General features: G+C 34.3%; 16 protein-coding genes and 1 tRNA gene. 11 read left to right on the top strand and 6 right to left on the bottom strand.

All coding sequences use genetic code 11. The annotated features are described in order from the left end of the window. Window positions 1–60: 60 nt before the first annotated feature. Window positions 61–1,197 carry a cell division protein FtsZ gene (gene ftsZ, locus UIB65_RS06150; RefSeq protein ID WP_330040284.1) on the bottom strand — a complete coding sequence of 379 codons (1,137 nt, stop codon included), beginning with the start codon at window positions 1,195–1,197 and terminating at the stop codon, window positions 61–63. 128 nt (window positions 1,198–1,325) lie between these two features. Continuing rightward, the gene (locus UIB65_RS06155) at window positions 1,326–1,898 is read right to left on the bottom strand and encodes a pyruvate kinase alpha/beta domain-containing protein (RefSeq protein WP_330040285.1); all 573 of its coding nucleotides are present in this window, start codon (window positions 1,896–1,898) and stop codon (window positions 1,326–1,328) included. Window positions 1,899–1,978: 80 nt separating this feature from the next. Here UIB65_RS06155 and UIB65_RS06160 point away from each other — a divergent pair, with 80 nt between their 5' ends. The 9 genes from UIB65_RS06160 to UIB65_RS06200 all read left to right on the top strand — a co-directional run bounded on the left by UIB65_RS06160 (window position 1,979) and on the right by UIB65_RS06200 (window position 9,383). After that, window positions 1,979–2,839, top strand: coding sequence for a coenzyme F420-0:L-glutamate ligase (locus UIB65_RS06160; RefSeq protein WP_330040287.1), 861 nt, complete (start codon window positions 1,979–1,981; stop codon window positions 2,837–2,839). Window positions 2,840–3,001: 162 nt separating this feature from the next. After that, the gene (locus UIB65_RS06165; RefSeq protein WP_330040289.1) at window positions 3,002–4,897 is read left to right on the top strand and encodes a nucleoside-diphosphate sugar epimerase/dehydratase; all 1,896 of its coding nucleotides are present in this window, start codon (window positions 3,002–3,004) and stop codon (window positions 4,895–4,897) included. Continuing rightward, window positions 4,894–6,093 carry a DegT/DnrJ/EryC1/StrS family aminotransferase gene (locus UIB65_RS06170; RefSeq protein WP_330040290.1) on the top strand — a complete coding sequence of 400 codons (1,200 nt, stop codon included), beginning with the start codon at window positions 4,894–4,896 and terminating at the stop codon, window positions 6,091–6,093. The genes UIB65_RS06165 and UIB65_RS06170 overlap by 4 nt, the downstream gene beginning before the upstream one ends. A 152-nt stretch (window positions 6,094–6,245) precedes the next feature. Further along, on the top strand, window positions 6,246–6,767 hold the full coding sequence (gene tfe, locus UIB65_RS06175) for a transcription factor E (protein ID WP_330040292.1): 522 nt from the start codon (window positions 6,246–6,248) through the stop codon (window positions 6,765–6,767). Window positions 6,768–6,774: 7 nt separating this feature from the next. Then, entirely contained in the window at window positions 6,775–7,266 is a 492-nt protein-coding gene (locus UIB65_RS06180; RefSeq protein WP_330040293.1) for a TIGR00295 family protein, read from the top strand. Window positions 7,267–7,268: 2 nt separating this feature from the next. Then, window positions 7,269–8,177 (top strand): DUF5591 domain-containing protein, encoded by a 909-nt coding sequence (locus UIB65_RS06185; protein ID WP_330040295.1) that lies wholly within the window; start codon window positions 7,269–7,271, stop codon window positions 8,175–8,177. Between the two features lie 89 nt (window positions 8,178–8,266). Continuing rightward, window positions 8,267–8,551 (top strand): iron-sulfur cluster assembly protein, encoded by a 285-nt coding sequence (locus UIB65_RS06190; RefSeq protein ID WP_330040296.1) that lies wholly within the window; start codon window positions 8,267–8,269, stop codon window positions 8,549–8,551. 114 nt (window positions 8,552–8,665) lie between these two features. Beyond that, a tRNA-Ile gene (locus UIB65_RS06195) sits at window positions 8,666–8,740 on the top strand. A gap of 127 nt (window positions 8,741–8,867) precedes the next feature. Next, window positions 8,868–9,383 (top strand): amino acid-binding protein, encoded by a 516-nt coding sequence (locus UIB65_RS06200; protein WP_330040334.1) that lies wholly within the window; start codon window positions 8,868–8,870, stop codon window positions 9,381–9,383. Here the strand turns inward: UIB65_RS06200 and UIB65_RS06205 are convergent. Then, the gene (locus tag UIB65_RS06205; RefSeq protein WP_330040298.1) at window positions 9,377–9,655 is read right to left on the bottom strand and encodes a HypC/HybG/HupF family hydrogenase formation chaperone; all 279 of its coding nucleotides are present in this window, start codon (window positions 9,653–9,655) and stop codon (window positions 9,377–9,379) included. The two genes, UIB65_RS06200 and UIB65_RS06205, sit on opposite strands and share 7 nt — an antisense overlap. 78 nt (window positions 9,656–9,733) lie before the next feature. Between UIB65_RS06205 and UIB65_RS06210 the strand changes: the two genes are divergently transcribed. Then, entirely contained in the window at window positions 9,734–11,035 is a 1,302-nt protein-coding gene (locus tag UIB65_RS06210) for an NAD(P)/FAD-dependent oxidoreductase (RefSeq protein ID WP_330040300.1), read from the top strand. Window positions 11,036–11,040: 5 nt separating this feature from the next. On the opposite strand, the gene UIB65_RS06215 is transcribed toward UIB65_RS06210, so the two are convergent. The 3 genes from UIB65_RS06215 to UIB65_RS06225 all read right to left on the bottom strand — a co-directional run bounded on the left by UIB65_RS06215 (window position 11,041) and on the right by UIB65_RS06225 (window position 14,212). After that, window positions 11,041–12,093 carry a glycosyltransferase gene (locus UIB65_RS06215; RefSeq protein WP_330040302.1) on the bottom strand — a complete coding sequence of 351 codons (1,053 nt, stop codon included), beginning with the start codon at window positions 12,091–12,093 and terminating at the stop codon, window positions 11,041–11,043. A gap of 3 nt (window positions 12,094–12,096) precedes the next feature. Next, the gene (locus UIB65_RS06220; RefSeq protein WP_330040303.1) at window positions 12,097–13,062 is read right to left on the bottom strand and encodes a cell wall biosynthesis protein; all 966 of its coding nucleotides are present in this window, start codon (window positions 13,060–13,062) and stop codon (window positions 12,097–12,099) included. Window positions 13,063–13,150: 88 nt separating this feature from the next. Further along, window positions 13,151–14,212, bottom strand: a complete 1,062-nt coding sequence (locus UIB65_RS06225; protein ID WP_330040304.1) for an mRNA surveillance protein pelota — start codon at window positions 14,210–14,212, stop codon at window positions 13,151–13,153. A gap of 132 nt (window positions 14,213–14,344) precedes the next feature. Between UIB65_RS06225 and UIB65_RS06230 the strand changes: the two genes are divergently transcribed. Next, a complete protein-coding gene (locus UIB65_RS06230; RefSeq protein WP_330040335.1) occupies window positions 14,345–15,655 on the top strand; it encodes a prephenate dehydrogenase in 1,311 nt (436 codons plus the stop codon). The last annotated feature ends 137 nt before the right edge of the window (window positions 15,656–15,792 follow it).

Below are 15,792 nucleotides of genomic sequence, written 5' to 3' on the forward strand. Positions count from 1 at the left end.
AATTTATATTTTAAACATTAATAAATGTTTGCATTATTGGAAAAAAATAAGAAAATAAAATTAGAAGATTCCATCAATGAAATCATCTAATTGATCGTTAGATACTTCAGATTCTGAATTGTCTTCAACATAAGTATTATCTGAATCATCATCAGAATCATAATTGGTTTTAATGCCTGAAACGACCACAGTGGTCCTAACAATATTTTGAAGGCTTTCGTCAATTTGAGTACCCCAAATAATGTTAGCTTCAGGATCCAATTTGTCGGCAACAACTTGAACAATTTTTTCAGCTTCATGTAAAGTCAAGTCAGAACTACCTGAAATGTTAACCAATGCACCAGTAGCATTTGAAATATCAATATCAAGTAATGGGCTGCTTAATGCTTCATGTACAGATTCTAAAGCTCTGTCACCAGAATCGGATTCACCCATACCAATCATTGCCATTCCTGAGCCACCCATAATACTTCTGATGTCTGCGAAGTCTAAACTTACAAGACCTCTTTTAGTGATTAGTTCAGTAATTCCTTTAACTGCTCTTCCTAAAATTTCATCAGATACCATGAAAGCTTTATTTAAAGGCAAGTTAGGTGCAACTTCTAATAATTTATCATTAGGTATAACAATAACAGTATCTGCAGACTCTTGGAGTTTTTCTAAACCTTGTTCTGCATTTTCTCTTCTTTTAATTCCTTCAGCAGAAAATGGTAATGTTGCAACAGCAACAGTTAATGCGCCTAATTTTTTAGATAATTTTGAAATGATTGGGGCTGAACCAGTACCTGTTCCGCCACCAAGACCGCAGGTAACAAATACCATATCTGCACCCACTAATTCTTCTCTGATTTCATCTTCACTTTCTTCGGCACATTCTTCACCGACAGATGGTTCTCCACCTGCACCTAATCCTTTTGAAGTTTGTCTACCCAATAATATTTTTTTACCAGATTGACAATAAAATAAATCTTGAGCATCAGTATTTACTGCAATAGTTGTTGCTCCTTCAATACCCATCTCATTTAATCTTGAAATAGTGTTGTTTCCTGCTCCACCAGCACCAACAACAAATATTTTAGTTTTAACACCATCCATTATAGTTATAAGCTCATCATCAATATCAGAAGAGAGCTTTTCTGGTGTTTTCTCTTCCATTCTCTGTTCAGATTCCTTGATTGCATCATCTATAAATTTCACAAATTAACCCCACATACTCTGCTATTAAAATTAATTGTTAAATATTTCTATTGTAACTAATATTTAAATGCAACTACTTTTTAGAAATAATATGAAAAAAATATATTATGCACTAATAATATATTAAGTTAATCCCTCGGCATGGCAATAATTTCATGAAACTTTAAATCAAATAGGTTTTTTGCATTTGCCGGAGTCAAAATAACTGCACTATCCACACCATGGCCCCTTCCGCCGATAGCTATAATCTCTTCACCTACCGGAATCAAACCTGCATCTGTGGCCATAATTGAAATTTCAGCAGCTACTTTTATTCCATGAGAAAACATCCTGAAAGTATCTGCAACAATATCTAATGGGGAAAAACCACCATATTTATTAGTGACTCCTCTTGCAGCGCCACTAAATGCATGCAATCCAAAGTAAGTTGTAATACCTTCTGATTCCAATTCTTTAATCATTTCTTCAGAGATATCAGATTCATTAGGACCACTGAAACCGCAGTGGTGGGTGACATTAATAATTTTTACTTTATCCCCAACAGCATCTGCAAGTTTCAATGCAGATTTGCCTGATGCTGAAGCAATAACCACATGTTTAATATGATCAGCCATGTCCAGTTTATCTTTAACAGCTGAAATCAATTCATCGGTATAATCAGTTCCCTCATTATCAAAATAAGTTATGAATTTTCTTGCCATAATTACACATCCTCTAAAATATATAAATTTAATAACTTACTATATTATTATATTAAACAACTAATTTTAAAAAGATTTTTATGACAAGTGATGAATTGAAAAATATAAAACATGTTATTAATGGAGATTATATTGTAATTCCAATTGAAACCGGATATATTAAACCAAACGAAAATCTAAACTCAATAATAAATCCTGCAAAAGAATTGATGCAAGACGGCGATTATTTGGTAATAGCAGAAACTCCAATTTCAGTATCACAAAATAGACTAATTGATGAATCAAAATACACCCCATCACTAACTGCCAAATTCCTAACAACCGTGTGGAGCAAATATTTATGGGGATATGTTTTGGGACCCGCCCTTGGAATTAAAAAAAGAACCATCAAAAACCTTAGAAGATTACCTGAAGAAACAAAAGCTCACAAGGAAGTAGTTCTCCAATTATATGGACTAAAACATGCTTTAAAACCGGCATCCGAAGCAGGAATAGACCTGAGTAACGCTCCGGGAACTTATGTTTCATTACTTCCTGAAAATCCGCAAAAAGTTGCAAAAGAAATTAAAAAGGAAATCGGGAAAGAAGTATGTGTGATAATAATCGATACTGATGCAACATATATGAAAAACGGAAAGTACTTTACAGGTCTCCCAATAGCGATAGAAGGAATTGAAGCAGACAAGGGATTTTTCGGTTACTTCAAAGGACAATTATCCGAAAACATGGGATCAACACCACTGGGATGCAGTGAAGACATTAGTGTTGAAGACGGTTTGAAATTTGCAAATATTGCCGAAGATTATCAAAAATCACTTTCAACAGAAATGAAAACCATACATAGCGTCAAATCAGTTTTAGGAACTGAAATGAGTGAGGTCACAGTCGAAGCACTTGATTCAATAACCCATACTCCAGCCGTCATCATCAGACGCAAATGAGTCCATTGAAACATCACCATTGAAAAAATAAATTTGGTAAAAAAACCGAATTTCAGCAAAATAACACATCAAGACAAAATTTTATATTTATGAGTTTATATAAATAGAAATGCTTAAACTGATAATTATAATTTAAGAGTAAAATGTAGAGGATTGGTCTTGATGGAAATTGATACACTTGGTAAATATAGGAATTTCTTACTGCCATTATCAGATTGTATTGCAATCATTTTAGGATATTATTTCGCATCAGTATTGATTACTGATTCATTTCTAATGAATCCTACAAGTGCAGTAACAAGAAATGAACTTGTAATAAGCATAATATTGGCAATCATTATTTTTCAAATCGTATTTAGAATTACAAAAAGATACTCAAACATTGTCAGATATGAAAACAATCAAGACTACATAATTTACATACTCCTTTCAATCATTTCAATCCTCATAGTATCTGTAATTGAAGAGCTTCTATTGAATATGAAAAACCCTTCAATCAAATATAATTTAGCAGTTGGGATAATAATTGGTATTATAATAATTGCAATACGTTTAAGCATAAAATATATTTTATTATCAGAAATGGGAGATAACGGAACAGATTACTCCCCTGAAAAGAAAAAGAAATTGTTAATAATCGGAGGAGGATATTCCGCCAACGACATTATTAAAACAATTAATACTACCTTAAAAGGAAGATATGAAATTATAGGAATTATTGATGATAACAAAAAACGTAGAGGATATTCTGTTGCTGGAGTAAGAATTATAGGTAACAGAAACGATATTGAAAGAATTTGTAATAAATATGACATTGATTCAATTTTCTTTACAATAGTCAACATTGACAATAAAAACAAAAAGGAAATTCTTGAAAAATGCAGTAAAACAGGTGCTGAAATCAAAGTGCTTCCAAGCCTAACAGAAATAATCACCAAAGAGAACTTATTCAATAGCTTAAGAGATGTTGAAATTGAAGATTTGCTTGGAAGAGACCCTGTTGAACTTGACAACAACAACATTAAAAGTTTAATTCAAGATAAGGTCGTTCTGGTGACAGGTGGAGGGGGATCAATTGGTGAAGAACTCTGCAGGCAGATTATGCTTCACGATCCAAAACAATTGTTAATGTTGGACATTTATGAAAACAGCCTATACGACATCGAGCTGGAACTGAAATCAAAATATCCTAACAGCGACATAAAAGCCATTATTGCAAATATCCGTGACGAACAGAGAATGTTTGATTTATTTGAGGAATTTTCACCAGAAGTTGTTTTCCATGCTGCAGCACACAAGCACGTGCCATTAATGGAGAACAATCCTTCAGAAGCTGTTAAAAACAATGTATTTGGAACATACAATCTTGTTAATGCCTGTGACAAATATAAAACTAAACGATTTATCCTGATTTCCACAGATAAAGCAGTTAATCCGACAAACGTTATGGGTGCTACCAAAAGAATGTGTGAAATGATTATCCAAGCAAAAGACAAGGAAAGCGAGACCGAATACGTTGCCGTTCGTTTTGGAAATGTATTGGGAAGTAATGGTTCTGTCGTACCGTTATTTAAAAAACAGATACAGGAAGGAGGCCCTGTGACCGTAACCCACAAGGACATTACAAGATTTTTCATGACTATTCCTGAAGCTGTGGCACTGGTTTTACAGTCAATCACCTATGCAAAAGGAGGAGAAATCTTCGTATTGAATATGGGAGAGCCTGTTAAAATTTATGACTTGGCAAAAAGCCTTATTGAATTATCCGGCCTCAAACTGGGCGAAGATATCGACATTGAAATTACAGGATTGAGACCTGGAGAAAAAATTTATGAAGAGCTGTTGATGGATGAAGAAAACCTTCAAAAGACCAGCCACGAAAAGATATTTATTACAGAGCCTATGAATTTCACAATGAATGACATTGAGGAAAAATTAGATTCACTGAGAGTTTTAATAGACGATGACATTACAGATAAAACCCAAATTAAAGACACATTGAAGGAATGTGTTCCTACTTATACAAGTCCTGAAGAATTTAACGGAGAGAAAGCATGAATATACCATTTTCACCACCAGACATATCAGATAAAGAAATTGAAGAAGTTGTAGCCGCATTGAAATCAGGCTGGATTACAACCGGTCCGAAAACAAAAGAATTTGAAAGGAAAATAAGTGAATACTGCAACACTGAAAAAACCGTCGGTTTGAGTGCTGCAACAACCGCCCTTGAGATGACCTTAAGATTATTGGGCATTGGAAAAGGCGATGAAGTAATCGTCCCTGCATACACATATACCGCAACATGCAGCGTTGTCTGCCATGTTGGAGCAACACCAGTAATGGTTGACAGTCAAAAAGATAGACAAGAAATGGATTATGATTTGATGGCCGAAGCGATTACAGACAAGACAAAAGTCATCATCCCCGTTGACATTGCCGGAATATTGTGTGACTATGACAGGATATTCGAAATAATCGAAAACAAAAAAGAACTATTCAAAGCAGACAATGAACTTCAAGAAGCATTTAATAGAATCATTGTTGTAGCAGACTGCGCACATGGTTTTGGAGCAATAAAAGATGGTAAAAAAGCAGGAAGTATAGCAGACTTTACATGTTTCTCATTCCATGCCGTTAAAAATTTAACAACAGCAGAAGGAGGAGCAGTTACCTGGAAAAACCATGAAGGATTGGATAATGAAAAAATATACAAACAGTATCAGATTCTTTCATTGCATGGACAAACCAAGGATGCTTTGGAAAAAACCCAAAAGGGATCCTGGGAATATGACATTTTGCTTCCAGCATATAAATGCAATATGACTGACATTCAGGCAGGAATAGGCCTTGGGCAAATAGAAAGATATGACTCCATGCTTGCCAGAAGACATGAAATCATAGACAAGTATGATGCTGCATTTAAAGATTCAAAAGTCATCATTCCACAGCATAAAACCAAATCAAGCAAATCATCCGGACACCTGTATCTTGCAAGAATAAAAGATATCACCCCGGAACAAAGAAATGAAATCATCATTAAAATGGAAGAAAGAGGAATAAGCACCAATGTCCATTATAAACCACTTCCATTATTAACAGCATACAAAAACTTGGGATTTGACATAAAAGACTATCCTAATGCACATAATCTATTTAAAAACGAAATAAGTTTACCGATTTATTCAAAATTAACTGATGAAGAAGTTGATTATATTACTGAAAACTTATTGGAAGTTTTACAAGATTATTAGATTTCAAAATATTGACATTGAAAATTAGTTATATTTTTATAATAAAAAAGATATAACTAAACATTAATTTTTATAAGTTATCATAATTTTTAGTTTAATTTTTAGATTTTCAGTTCAGATGAAATATGATAATGAGATTTAGGGGAAATTAAATGATAGACGATCCATTAGTAAAGACCTTATTAACCAATGTTGTTGAAGACGAAAGCAATTTACCGATTGTTAAAGCACTAAACGACGGCATAGAAACCGATGAAGAAATAGCTAAAGAAACTGGAATTAAATTAAATATCGTTAGAAAAATACTTTACAGACTTTATGATATGGGATTGGCTAGTTATAAAAGAAGTAAAGACCCTGAAACTCAATGGTTCACATATTCATGGAAATTTGAAACTGAAGAAGTAATTTCAAGAATCATTAAAGATTCAGAAAAATATTTACAAATGCTTAATGATGAACTAGAACGTGAAGAGAATAACATGTTCTTCATATGTCCTCAAGGACATGTACGACTTGATTTTGACAATGCTTCAGATTATGAATTCTTATGCCCAGCATGTGGCGAAGAATTAGAATTCCAAGACAACGAAGCAAACATTAAGCAAATCAAAGAAGACATTAAAATGGTAGAAAGTAATTTTAATTCCTTTAATGATAAAGTCAAAAAATAAAGATAAAATGGAAATTAAATTACTTAAACAGGAAAACACTCCTGAAAATGTTATTGAACATTCACAAGCCGTTTATAAAAAAGCTATGAAAATAGCTGCTAATTTTGACAATGTAGATTATGACCTTATCCGCAAGGGTGCTTTATTGCATGACATTGGAAGATCCAAAACCCACGGCATAAACCACGCAGTTGAAGGAGTTAAAATTGCAAAAAAATATGGTTATGACGAGGATGTTTTAAATATCATTGAAAGACATATCGGTGCCGGAATAACTGAAAATGAAGCGGCAGATCTTGGACTTCCGGTCAAATCATATTTGCCTGAAACCCTTGAGGAAAAAATCGTTGCCCATGCAGATAATTTGGTCAGCGGCAGCGAGGAAGTCGACATTGATTTTGTAATCGCAAAATGGAAAAGAAGAATCAAAGACAGTGACGACAACATTGAAAGACTACTCAAATTAGATGAAGAATTAATAAAACACTTTGAGGAATGAATATGAAAGTAATATGTTCAAGTGAAGAGTCCCTATACCGCCCGGAAGCGGTAAGATGGAGACAAAGAATGGAAATGATGAAACCTCTTGGTGACACAGTTGTTTTATTGCCATGCAGTATGAAAAAACCTTATTCTAATTCAAAATCACACCAAAAATTCAGGAAAATCACAAGGTCCTTTCAGGAACTCATTGTCACATCACCATTTGGAATATGTCCAAGGGAACTTGAAAATACATTTCCAATCCAGTCCTATGACGTAAGCACCACAGGTTCCTGGTCACAAGATGAAATTGATGAAAGCGGAAAATTAATCAAGAGATATTGTGAAGGAAAAACAGTGATTGCAAATTTGGCCGGAGGATATCTGGAATCCTGCGAGCAGTACTTGGATGATTTTGTAAATGTATGTGTAGACGAAAGGCCAACTTCACCTGATTCACTTTATAAATTAAGGATGGAACTTAAAAAACATCAAAGAGTGAACAGGAGAGAAAAGACTTTGCATGAACTTCGCTCCATTGCAATGTATCAATTCGGCGAAGCTGCTTATGATTTTATTCCCGATAATGTTAAGACCAAAGGAATGTATCACAAAAGAATTCTTTCCAATGGAAAACAATTGGCATTGCTTAACAAAGATCATGGATTGTACAGATTGAATTTACCGGGTGGAGAAATATTAAAAGATTTGGGCATAAATATCGTGAATATTGATTTTGATTTGGAAACCAATACAGTATTTGCACCAGGAATTCAAAAAGCAGACCATAAAATCATTCCAAACGACGAGGTTGTTGTGGTTAAAGATGATGATGTGGTCGGTGTTGGCAAAGCCGTAATGACAGGTCGTGAAATGGAAGAATGCAAAAATGGTATCGGTGTGAAAATCAAACATCGAGTTAAATAGATTTTAATTCATCTAAATGAATATAAACAAAACATATATAAACATCATAATTAATAATTATAAATACAAATTATAGGAGACTAAATTATATGTCAGAAGATTTAGTGAATGATATTAAAGACGCTGTTTCTGTAATTAATGACCCACATATGGGAATCAGTATTGTAGAAATGGGAATTGTACAAAATATTACCGTAGACGGTGATCAAGCAGAAATTACACTCAAACCAACCAATCCTGGCTGTATGAGTATCACTCGTATTGCAGCTGATGCCAAAATAAGAGCTGAAAACGTTGAAGGCATTGAAAAAGCAAAAATTATCGTTGAAGGACATGCTATGGCAGACTCCATTAACGAAATGATTAACAGATAATTTTTTTAAATCTTATATAATTCTATATATAATCTTAAAAAACCGAAAAGATTATATATAGCTATTAATATAAGTATAAGTGTTGACAGTTAACTGTCATTACACAATTTTTATAGGCTAGTGGCACAGCTTGGTTAGCGCGCTCGGCTGATAACCGGGAGGTCATGGGTTCGAATCCCATCTAGCCTACTTCTAACTAATTTTTAAGATTTTTTCATTTACATGACAACTTTTTCTTTAATTTTCTCACATTTTTCAACATAGCTAATTTTATATAACATCAACATAATATAACATAAATGTACAAAAAGTTGGAATAATGATATTTATGTGGGAAAAAATCAATGATAAATTCAAAAAATACCCTGCAAGAATAAGAGTTGCTGAAAAAATGATTGAACTTGGACTGTCTTTAAATGAAGACGGTAAAATCTATTGTGGAAATTTAAAAATAAGCGACAAAGCATTGGCAACAGCTGCAGATGTAGATAGAAGAGTTATTAAATCAACCATAGAAATTATTAAAACCGATGAAGATTTATACAACCTATTCAGCAACATCATCCCTGCTGGAACCCTTTTAAAAAATATTGCAAAAAATCTGGAATTGGGAGTTGTTGAAATAGAAGTAGGATCTGAAAACGAAGGAATACTAGCAGCAACAACAAATCTGATAACAAAAAAAGGAATCGGCATAAGGCAAGCCTATGCAGAAGACACAGAACTTCAAGAAGCTCCGTCATTAACCATCATAACTGAAAAACCAGTGAATGGAGATTTAATAAATGAATTTTTAAAAATAAAAGGAGTAACAAGAGTGTCAATTTACTGATTTTCTAAATCAGCCATTCTTGCTTTTTCCATTTCTTCATCTTCTTCTTCAAGAATTTCCAATAATTCTTCCCAAGCTTCTAAAGATTCTTTAGCAGCTTCTTCACTTAATTTTTCAATAGCAAAACCAGCGTGGATTAAAACATATTCCCCTACTTCAACATCAGGCAAAAGATCCATTTTAGCAGGTTGTCTTGCTCCACCAAAGTCAGCAAATAAAACATTATCTTTCTTATTAATTTCGACAACAAGAGCCGGTGCTGCAATACACATAATTCCATCTCCAAAATTTTAATATATTATTATTATTAAAAGTTAGTATTATATAAAACTATCTAAACGGGTGATTTAATGAAAAATATCGTTATTGGTTCCGGTCCTGCAGGAAGATTAGCTTCCATGCAGCTTGGAAAACTTGGAGAAGAAGTTACTTTAATTGAAAAGAACCATATAGCTGGAACTTGCTTGAATGAAGGATGTATGGTTATCTGTGCATTGACAGACATTACAAAATTCATAGATACAAATAAAAGATTTAACAATCACGGATTTTTAAAAAGTCAAATTGAAATCTCTTATGAAAAAATAGTTGAAAAAATTACCAAAACCCAAGAAACTCTCAGAAAGATAGAGCAGATGGAAAACGAAAGTGTGGGAAACAAGGTTATTTTCGGCGAAGCAAGTATTGATGGAAATGAAATTAAAGTGAATAATGAAAGCTTCGAATATGACAACCTGTTAATTGCAACAGGAGCACGTCCTTTCATTCCAGATATTAAAGGCAGTGAATACGGATTAACCAACAAAGACATTTTAAAACTGGATGATGTTCCTGAAAAATTAAATATCATCGGTGGAGGAATAATTGCCTGCGAAATAGCAAATATTTATTCAACTCTTGGAAGTGAAGTCAATGTTCTTGCAAGAAGCGAATTCTTAAAAGAGATTAATCAAACAACAAAAGAATATGTTTTGAAGAATGTTATTCCCGAAGTTAATGTTTGTGAAAATACCAATGTGAAAGAAGTTTTCGAAAATAAAGTCATCACAGAAAATGACGATGAACTGGAGGGTATTGCATTTTTTGCAACAGGCAGAACTCCAAACAGTGAAATAGCCGAAGGATTTGTAGAGTTAAATGATGACAAATCAATCAAAGTTAATGAAATGATGCAGACCAGTGCGGATAATGTATATGCTGCAGGTGATGTTACTGGAGGATACAAGTTAACACCAGTAGCAAGAATGGAGGGCATCACAGCTGCAAGGAATATGGCCAACTATGCGAATAAAGTAAGCTACCATTGCATTCCTCAAACCTTAAGTTTGAACATGGAAGTGGGTTTTGTTGAAAATGAAAAAAGTGAATGCAGCGAAGATGACAAGGCCACAATTAAAATACCCGGAATTGCAGGACCAGGTGCCTTTTGGAATATCCTGACTGGAGATACCGGATACACCGAAGTTGAATTTGACAAAAAGAACAATAAAATCAACAAAATCAACTCAGTATCCCCATCAGCACCAAGTGATATTGCATACCTCTCATATTTAATGAGAGAGGACTACGATCTAGATGACTATGAGGATTTCCTGGAAGTTCATCCAACAACAGATGCTAATTTTAGAGTAATAAAATATATGTGGTTATAATACCACTATTCTACTTTTTTTAATATTCTGTCCGCCAAATCATCGGCGGCATCGGAACAAAGCTTACCATATTTAACGGCATTTTCTTTTAAGGAATCCATATTTTCAAATGCCTCTTCAATACTTTTACAGACATCTGAAACTTCAGATTCAATAATTGCTCCCTTAAAAACACCAGCCATGTTCTGATATCTTCCCCATTTAACCTTGGTTAATGCAATTATAGGAGTTTTTGCAACTAACGCCTCCTCAAGAGAAACTCCGTCATCAGTCAAAACGGACAAATCAGCATATCTGAATAAATCATTAATCCAATTAATATAACCTACATAGATAACCTTTTCCTCGTCAATTAAATCATAATATTCATCGTGAAGAGGCAATCCTACCAAAACCAGATTATATTTGTCGCCATACTCATCCAAAGTTAGATTTATTGCATCAATGGTTCCCTTAAAAATTGAGGATCCTGAAGAAAAGAGAATAGTTTTTTTGTTTTCATCAAAATTTGGGAATTCTTTCAGTTTTTCAAATGCTACTTTAGCATCCCCTTCATCCACTTCCTTAGATAATGGATAAAATGCCTTTTCCATGTTTGCAGGAAGATTGTCCCACCTGAACATGTCTAATTCTGGCAATATATAACACTGATTAAATTTTGGACAAAATTTTGAGTCAAGAGGTGTTGATATCAAAGAGAATGTTGGTTTGCGAGCAAATTTACCACCCAGTGATGCCACAATAGCTCCTCCGCCCAAAACTCCAACAACAAAATCAACTTTTAACTTTTTAATAAGATTTCTGGCCTTGAATGTTGCAGCAAGCAATTTGGCTCCACCTTTTGCAGCAGACAGTTTTGTTGCAGAATGGCCTCCAGCATGAGGAACAGAAATTTTATGCCACACATATCCATTGTTTTCAAATAATGTTCCGTGAGCAGATGCATCCAAAGCAATTTCACAGGTTACTCCTCTTTTTTCAAGAGCTCTCATTGTATTAAGAGCAACCATTGCATCTCCGCCCAATCCTCTACCAGTGACAATAAATAATGCCTTCATAATTTATCTCCGCAAGTTTATTCTTGGTTTAATGTCATCATTAGGATAATCTGGAGAGCGTCTGGCATAAGGATTATACAATAACCTTCTGAAACCTAATGAAACCAATAGGGGACTGGTAACCGGATATTGCTTTTCTTTTAAAACCAATTTCCTTATCAAATCGCCCAAACCTCCGCCGGTCAAAACATCCATGAAATAGTCTCCAAAGGTAGGATTTACCAATCCAAGCCTTTGTCTAAAGAATACTTTCAATGTATTTCGTCTTACAAATGCTATTAAAGCGGTAGTGACTAGGAATAAGAGCAATAACCACCATAATCCGCCAACGATGTAAAATGCAACACCCAGTGCTACACCGAATGTGTGGTTTCCGACTTCGCCCAACATGATTTTTCCGGAAAAGTCCAAAGGACAATATCCTAAACATACAACCAATACTAATAACGGTGTGTAAATGGCCAATAATTCACTGACAGGTGCAGAACCTATTAATACCATGATAATCATGGATACAATACACATTATGATAGTTACAATACAAGTTGATCCTGGCTGCATATCTGAAATATTAAGAGGCTGAACCATCAATGCTATAAGGATTGCAGAAACGCCCAATCCTTCCATGATTCCAACAATCATGACTAAAATTATGCCTATGCCTCTGGACAGCTGACCCCATTCAATGCCCAATGGAACAAATTTTTTTCTTCCCAGAATATCGTCAATAAAAGCAAAAATACCTATGATTAAAACAAGATTATTGAATTTCGGCAACATGTAAAAAGACAGAATAATGAATGGAACTAAACCAATTCCTCTAGGAATTCCACCACGAACATTAGGATACAAATTGCCCAAAAAGCCTTGTTTTCCTAAAAAATTAAAAATTATATTCAGCACAGCAGTTCCAACCGCCGACAGAATAAAAACAAAAACCATCGCAAAAATCACTGACGTATACATCATAGGCATCACTATTAAAAAAATTATTATACATTATAAGTTATAATAGTTTATTCTATATAAAATTTAATACCAGATTTTTAAACCTTATTTACGCAATTTCATACCTTAAAATTGCAGCCATGCCGCCCAAACTTTCCAATTGCTTTCCACCATCATGCTCACTACTGATAACCATGACTTCTCCTTTCATGTTTTCAACCATGTCCATTAAATCGCCCATATTCTCACTGGCGACTTTAGTATCCAATACCAGAAGTTCACTAACGGCACCCAAGTTAATGGCGTTTTTAGTTTCATTCAATCCGTAAGCTATTTTGGATGAATTTTTAGCTATTTCTGAAAGCAGATTATTTATAGCCATCATTTCCAGAGCCACTCTGTTTTCGGAGGTTAACTTTTCAACAGTGCCTTTCTTTAAAACTTCACTTATGCCCACTCTTCCTCCAGCACCTGTGCTTTCGATAATTGAAATTTGAGCCAAATCCTTATGCTTTTCTTTAATGTAATCGTAAAAATCGTTTTTGACAAAACCTGGTCCTGCCAGTACAATGTTCTGTATTGAATCAAATTTGACAATTGATTCAATAACCTTTTCATAAAACTGAGTGATGTTCTTTTGCCTGTTCTTGTCAAGTATTCTCTTGCCTGAAACATGCCCCTTAATAGGACCATAGTACTCTATGCCAAACTGTCTCATCAGTCCCAATGTTGCAGTATCATCTTCAAGAACTACAATTATTGCAGATAATTTTTTGGAAGCATCAATAGCCTGATTGAGTCTTTTGATAGCCCATTTTGGCCATCTTTCCTTTTTAATGGTGAGAGGAACATTGAGCTTCACCTCAAGAGTGTGGTGAGATCCGAGAGGTATCAAATCTTCAGGACCCCTTGTAATAACTCCAGTCAATCTCAATTTTCCAGTAAAGAGATGAAAACTGATATTTTCAATGTCAAGTCCCAAATAAAAAGTTTTTTTAACTCCCCTATCACTTCTTAACTTATCACCAGTATTGTCCTGTATACGGCGTGTTGTTTTGGAGGATGCATTGTCACCGACTTCAACAATATGCGACAAATGCCATAAATCATCCAACGTTTCCGGAACAACTTCAATAATTCCCTCTTTAGTATCTTGATTTATAATTTTCATGCTTTCAAAGATAATATATTGTTACTTGTTAATGAAATTAACCCCAATATAAAATGTTAACATATCCATCTGAAATCACATATCAATTAAAAAAATTTTTTACAAAAAAATAATTATATATCCCAAAACAAAATATTCTTTATGAATGTTGGAATAATAGGTGGAACTGACGGTTTAGGTAAAACCCTCATCTACTACTTTAGAGACGAATTTAATGTATATATAACTGGAAGAGATCACAATAAAGGCAGAGCTATTGCCGATGAAGCAAATGTAAATTACATTGAATCCAATGCTGGTTTGGCCAATATCAGCGATATTCTAGTCATCTCAGTTCCAATACAGCATACCTGTAACGTCATCCGTGAAGTTGCCCCATATATGAAAGAAGGGTCAGTCATGGTCGATGTGACTTCGGTTAAGGAAGGACCTTCCAAAACAATGGAGGATGTCCTGCCAGACACCATAGAATATATTCCAACACACCCAATTTTCGGTCCAAGAACCACAAGGCTCGACAATCAGGTCATAGTATTGACACCAACTAGAAAGGGCAAATGGTATGATAAAGTTTACAGATACCTTGAAGGCAAGAATATGAGAGTGATTGAAACCACTGCCGAAAAACACGATTTCATGATGAGTATCGTGCAGGTTTTAACTCATTTTTCATTTATTTCAACCGCTTCAGCAATCGAAAAGCTGAAAGTGGATTTGTCCGAAACTGAAGATTATGAAAGTCCAATCTATAATCTGATGATTGATATGATTGCACGTATCGTTTCACAAAATCCATATCTGACATATTACATCCAATCCATGAACAGCAACGGCCCTAAAGTCAGGAATACATTTGCAGATGCAGTAATTGAACTGCGAGATGCCATCAACAATAAAGATGATGAGAAATTCATGGACATTGCAATAACTGCAACAAAACATATGGGAGACATTAAAAACGCTTTGGGTAGAAGTGACAAGGCAATAGGTGCCCTGAATTATGAATACACAATACTGTCTGAATCCATTGGCAAGGAAGTTGGATTGAAACACATTTACTCCGGAAAAATCCATACTGGAATTCTGGAAAGTGTGGACGGCAAGACTGCTGTGTTGAAAAACGGAACAAAGACCAAAAAGTTGCGCATAGCCAACATCAGAATATTGCTTGATAAAGAGCTTTACCAGTGGAAACTCGATAATCTGGATAAAAAAACCATGTCAATCAGCTGCATATTCCCAAAAACAGCTCATGTTGAAACCATTCAAAAGACAGTGCTGAACATGGACAACATAGTTGACATCAAACTAAAAGATGCCTATGACGGTCCGCAGATAGCTGATAATTCAATCAGCCTAACCTTTGAAGTTACCGCACTGTCAAATGAAGACCTTGAAAATGTCAAAAAATTGTTCACGGGTTTTGGTGGAACAATAAGATGATTTGTTTTAACAAATACGAACAAATATTAAACTGTCAAAAAGTAATTAAATTTTCAATCAATACATAACACCACAATATTACTTATTTTTTATAAATAAAAACATGTATCCTATTTTTTTAAATATCCCAAATATAT

This window comes from Methanobrevibacter sp., from assembly GCF_036307625.1.
GTDB lineage: Archaea > Methanobacteriota > Methanobacteria > Methanobacteriales > Methanobacteriaceae > Methanocatella.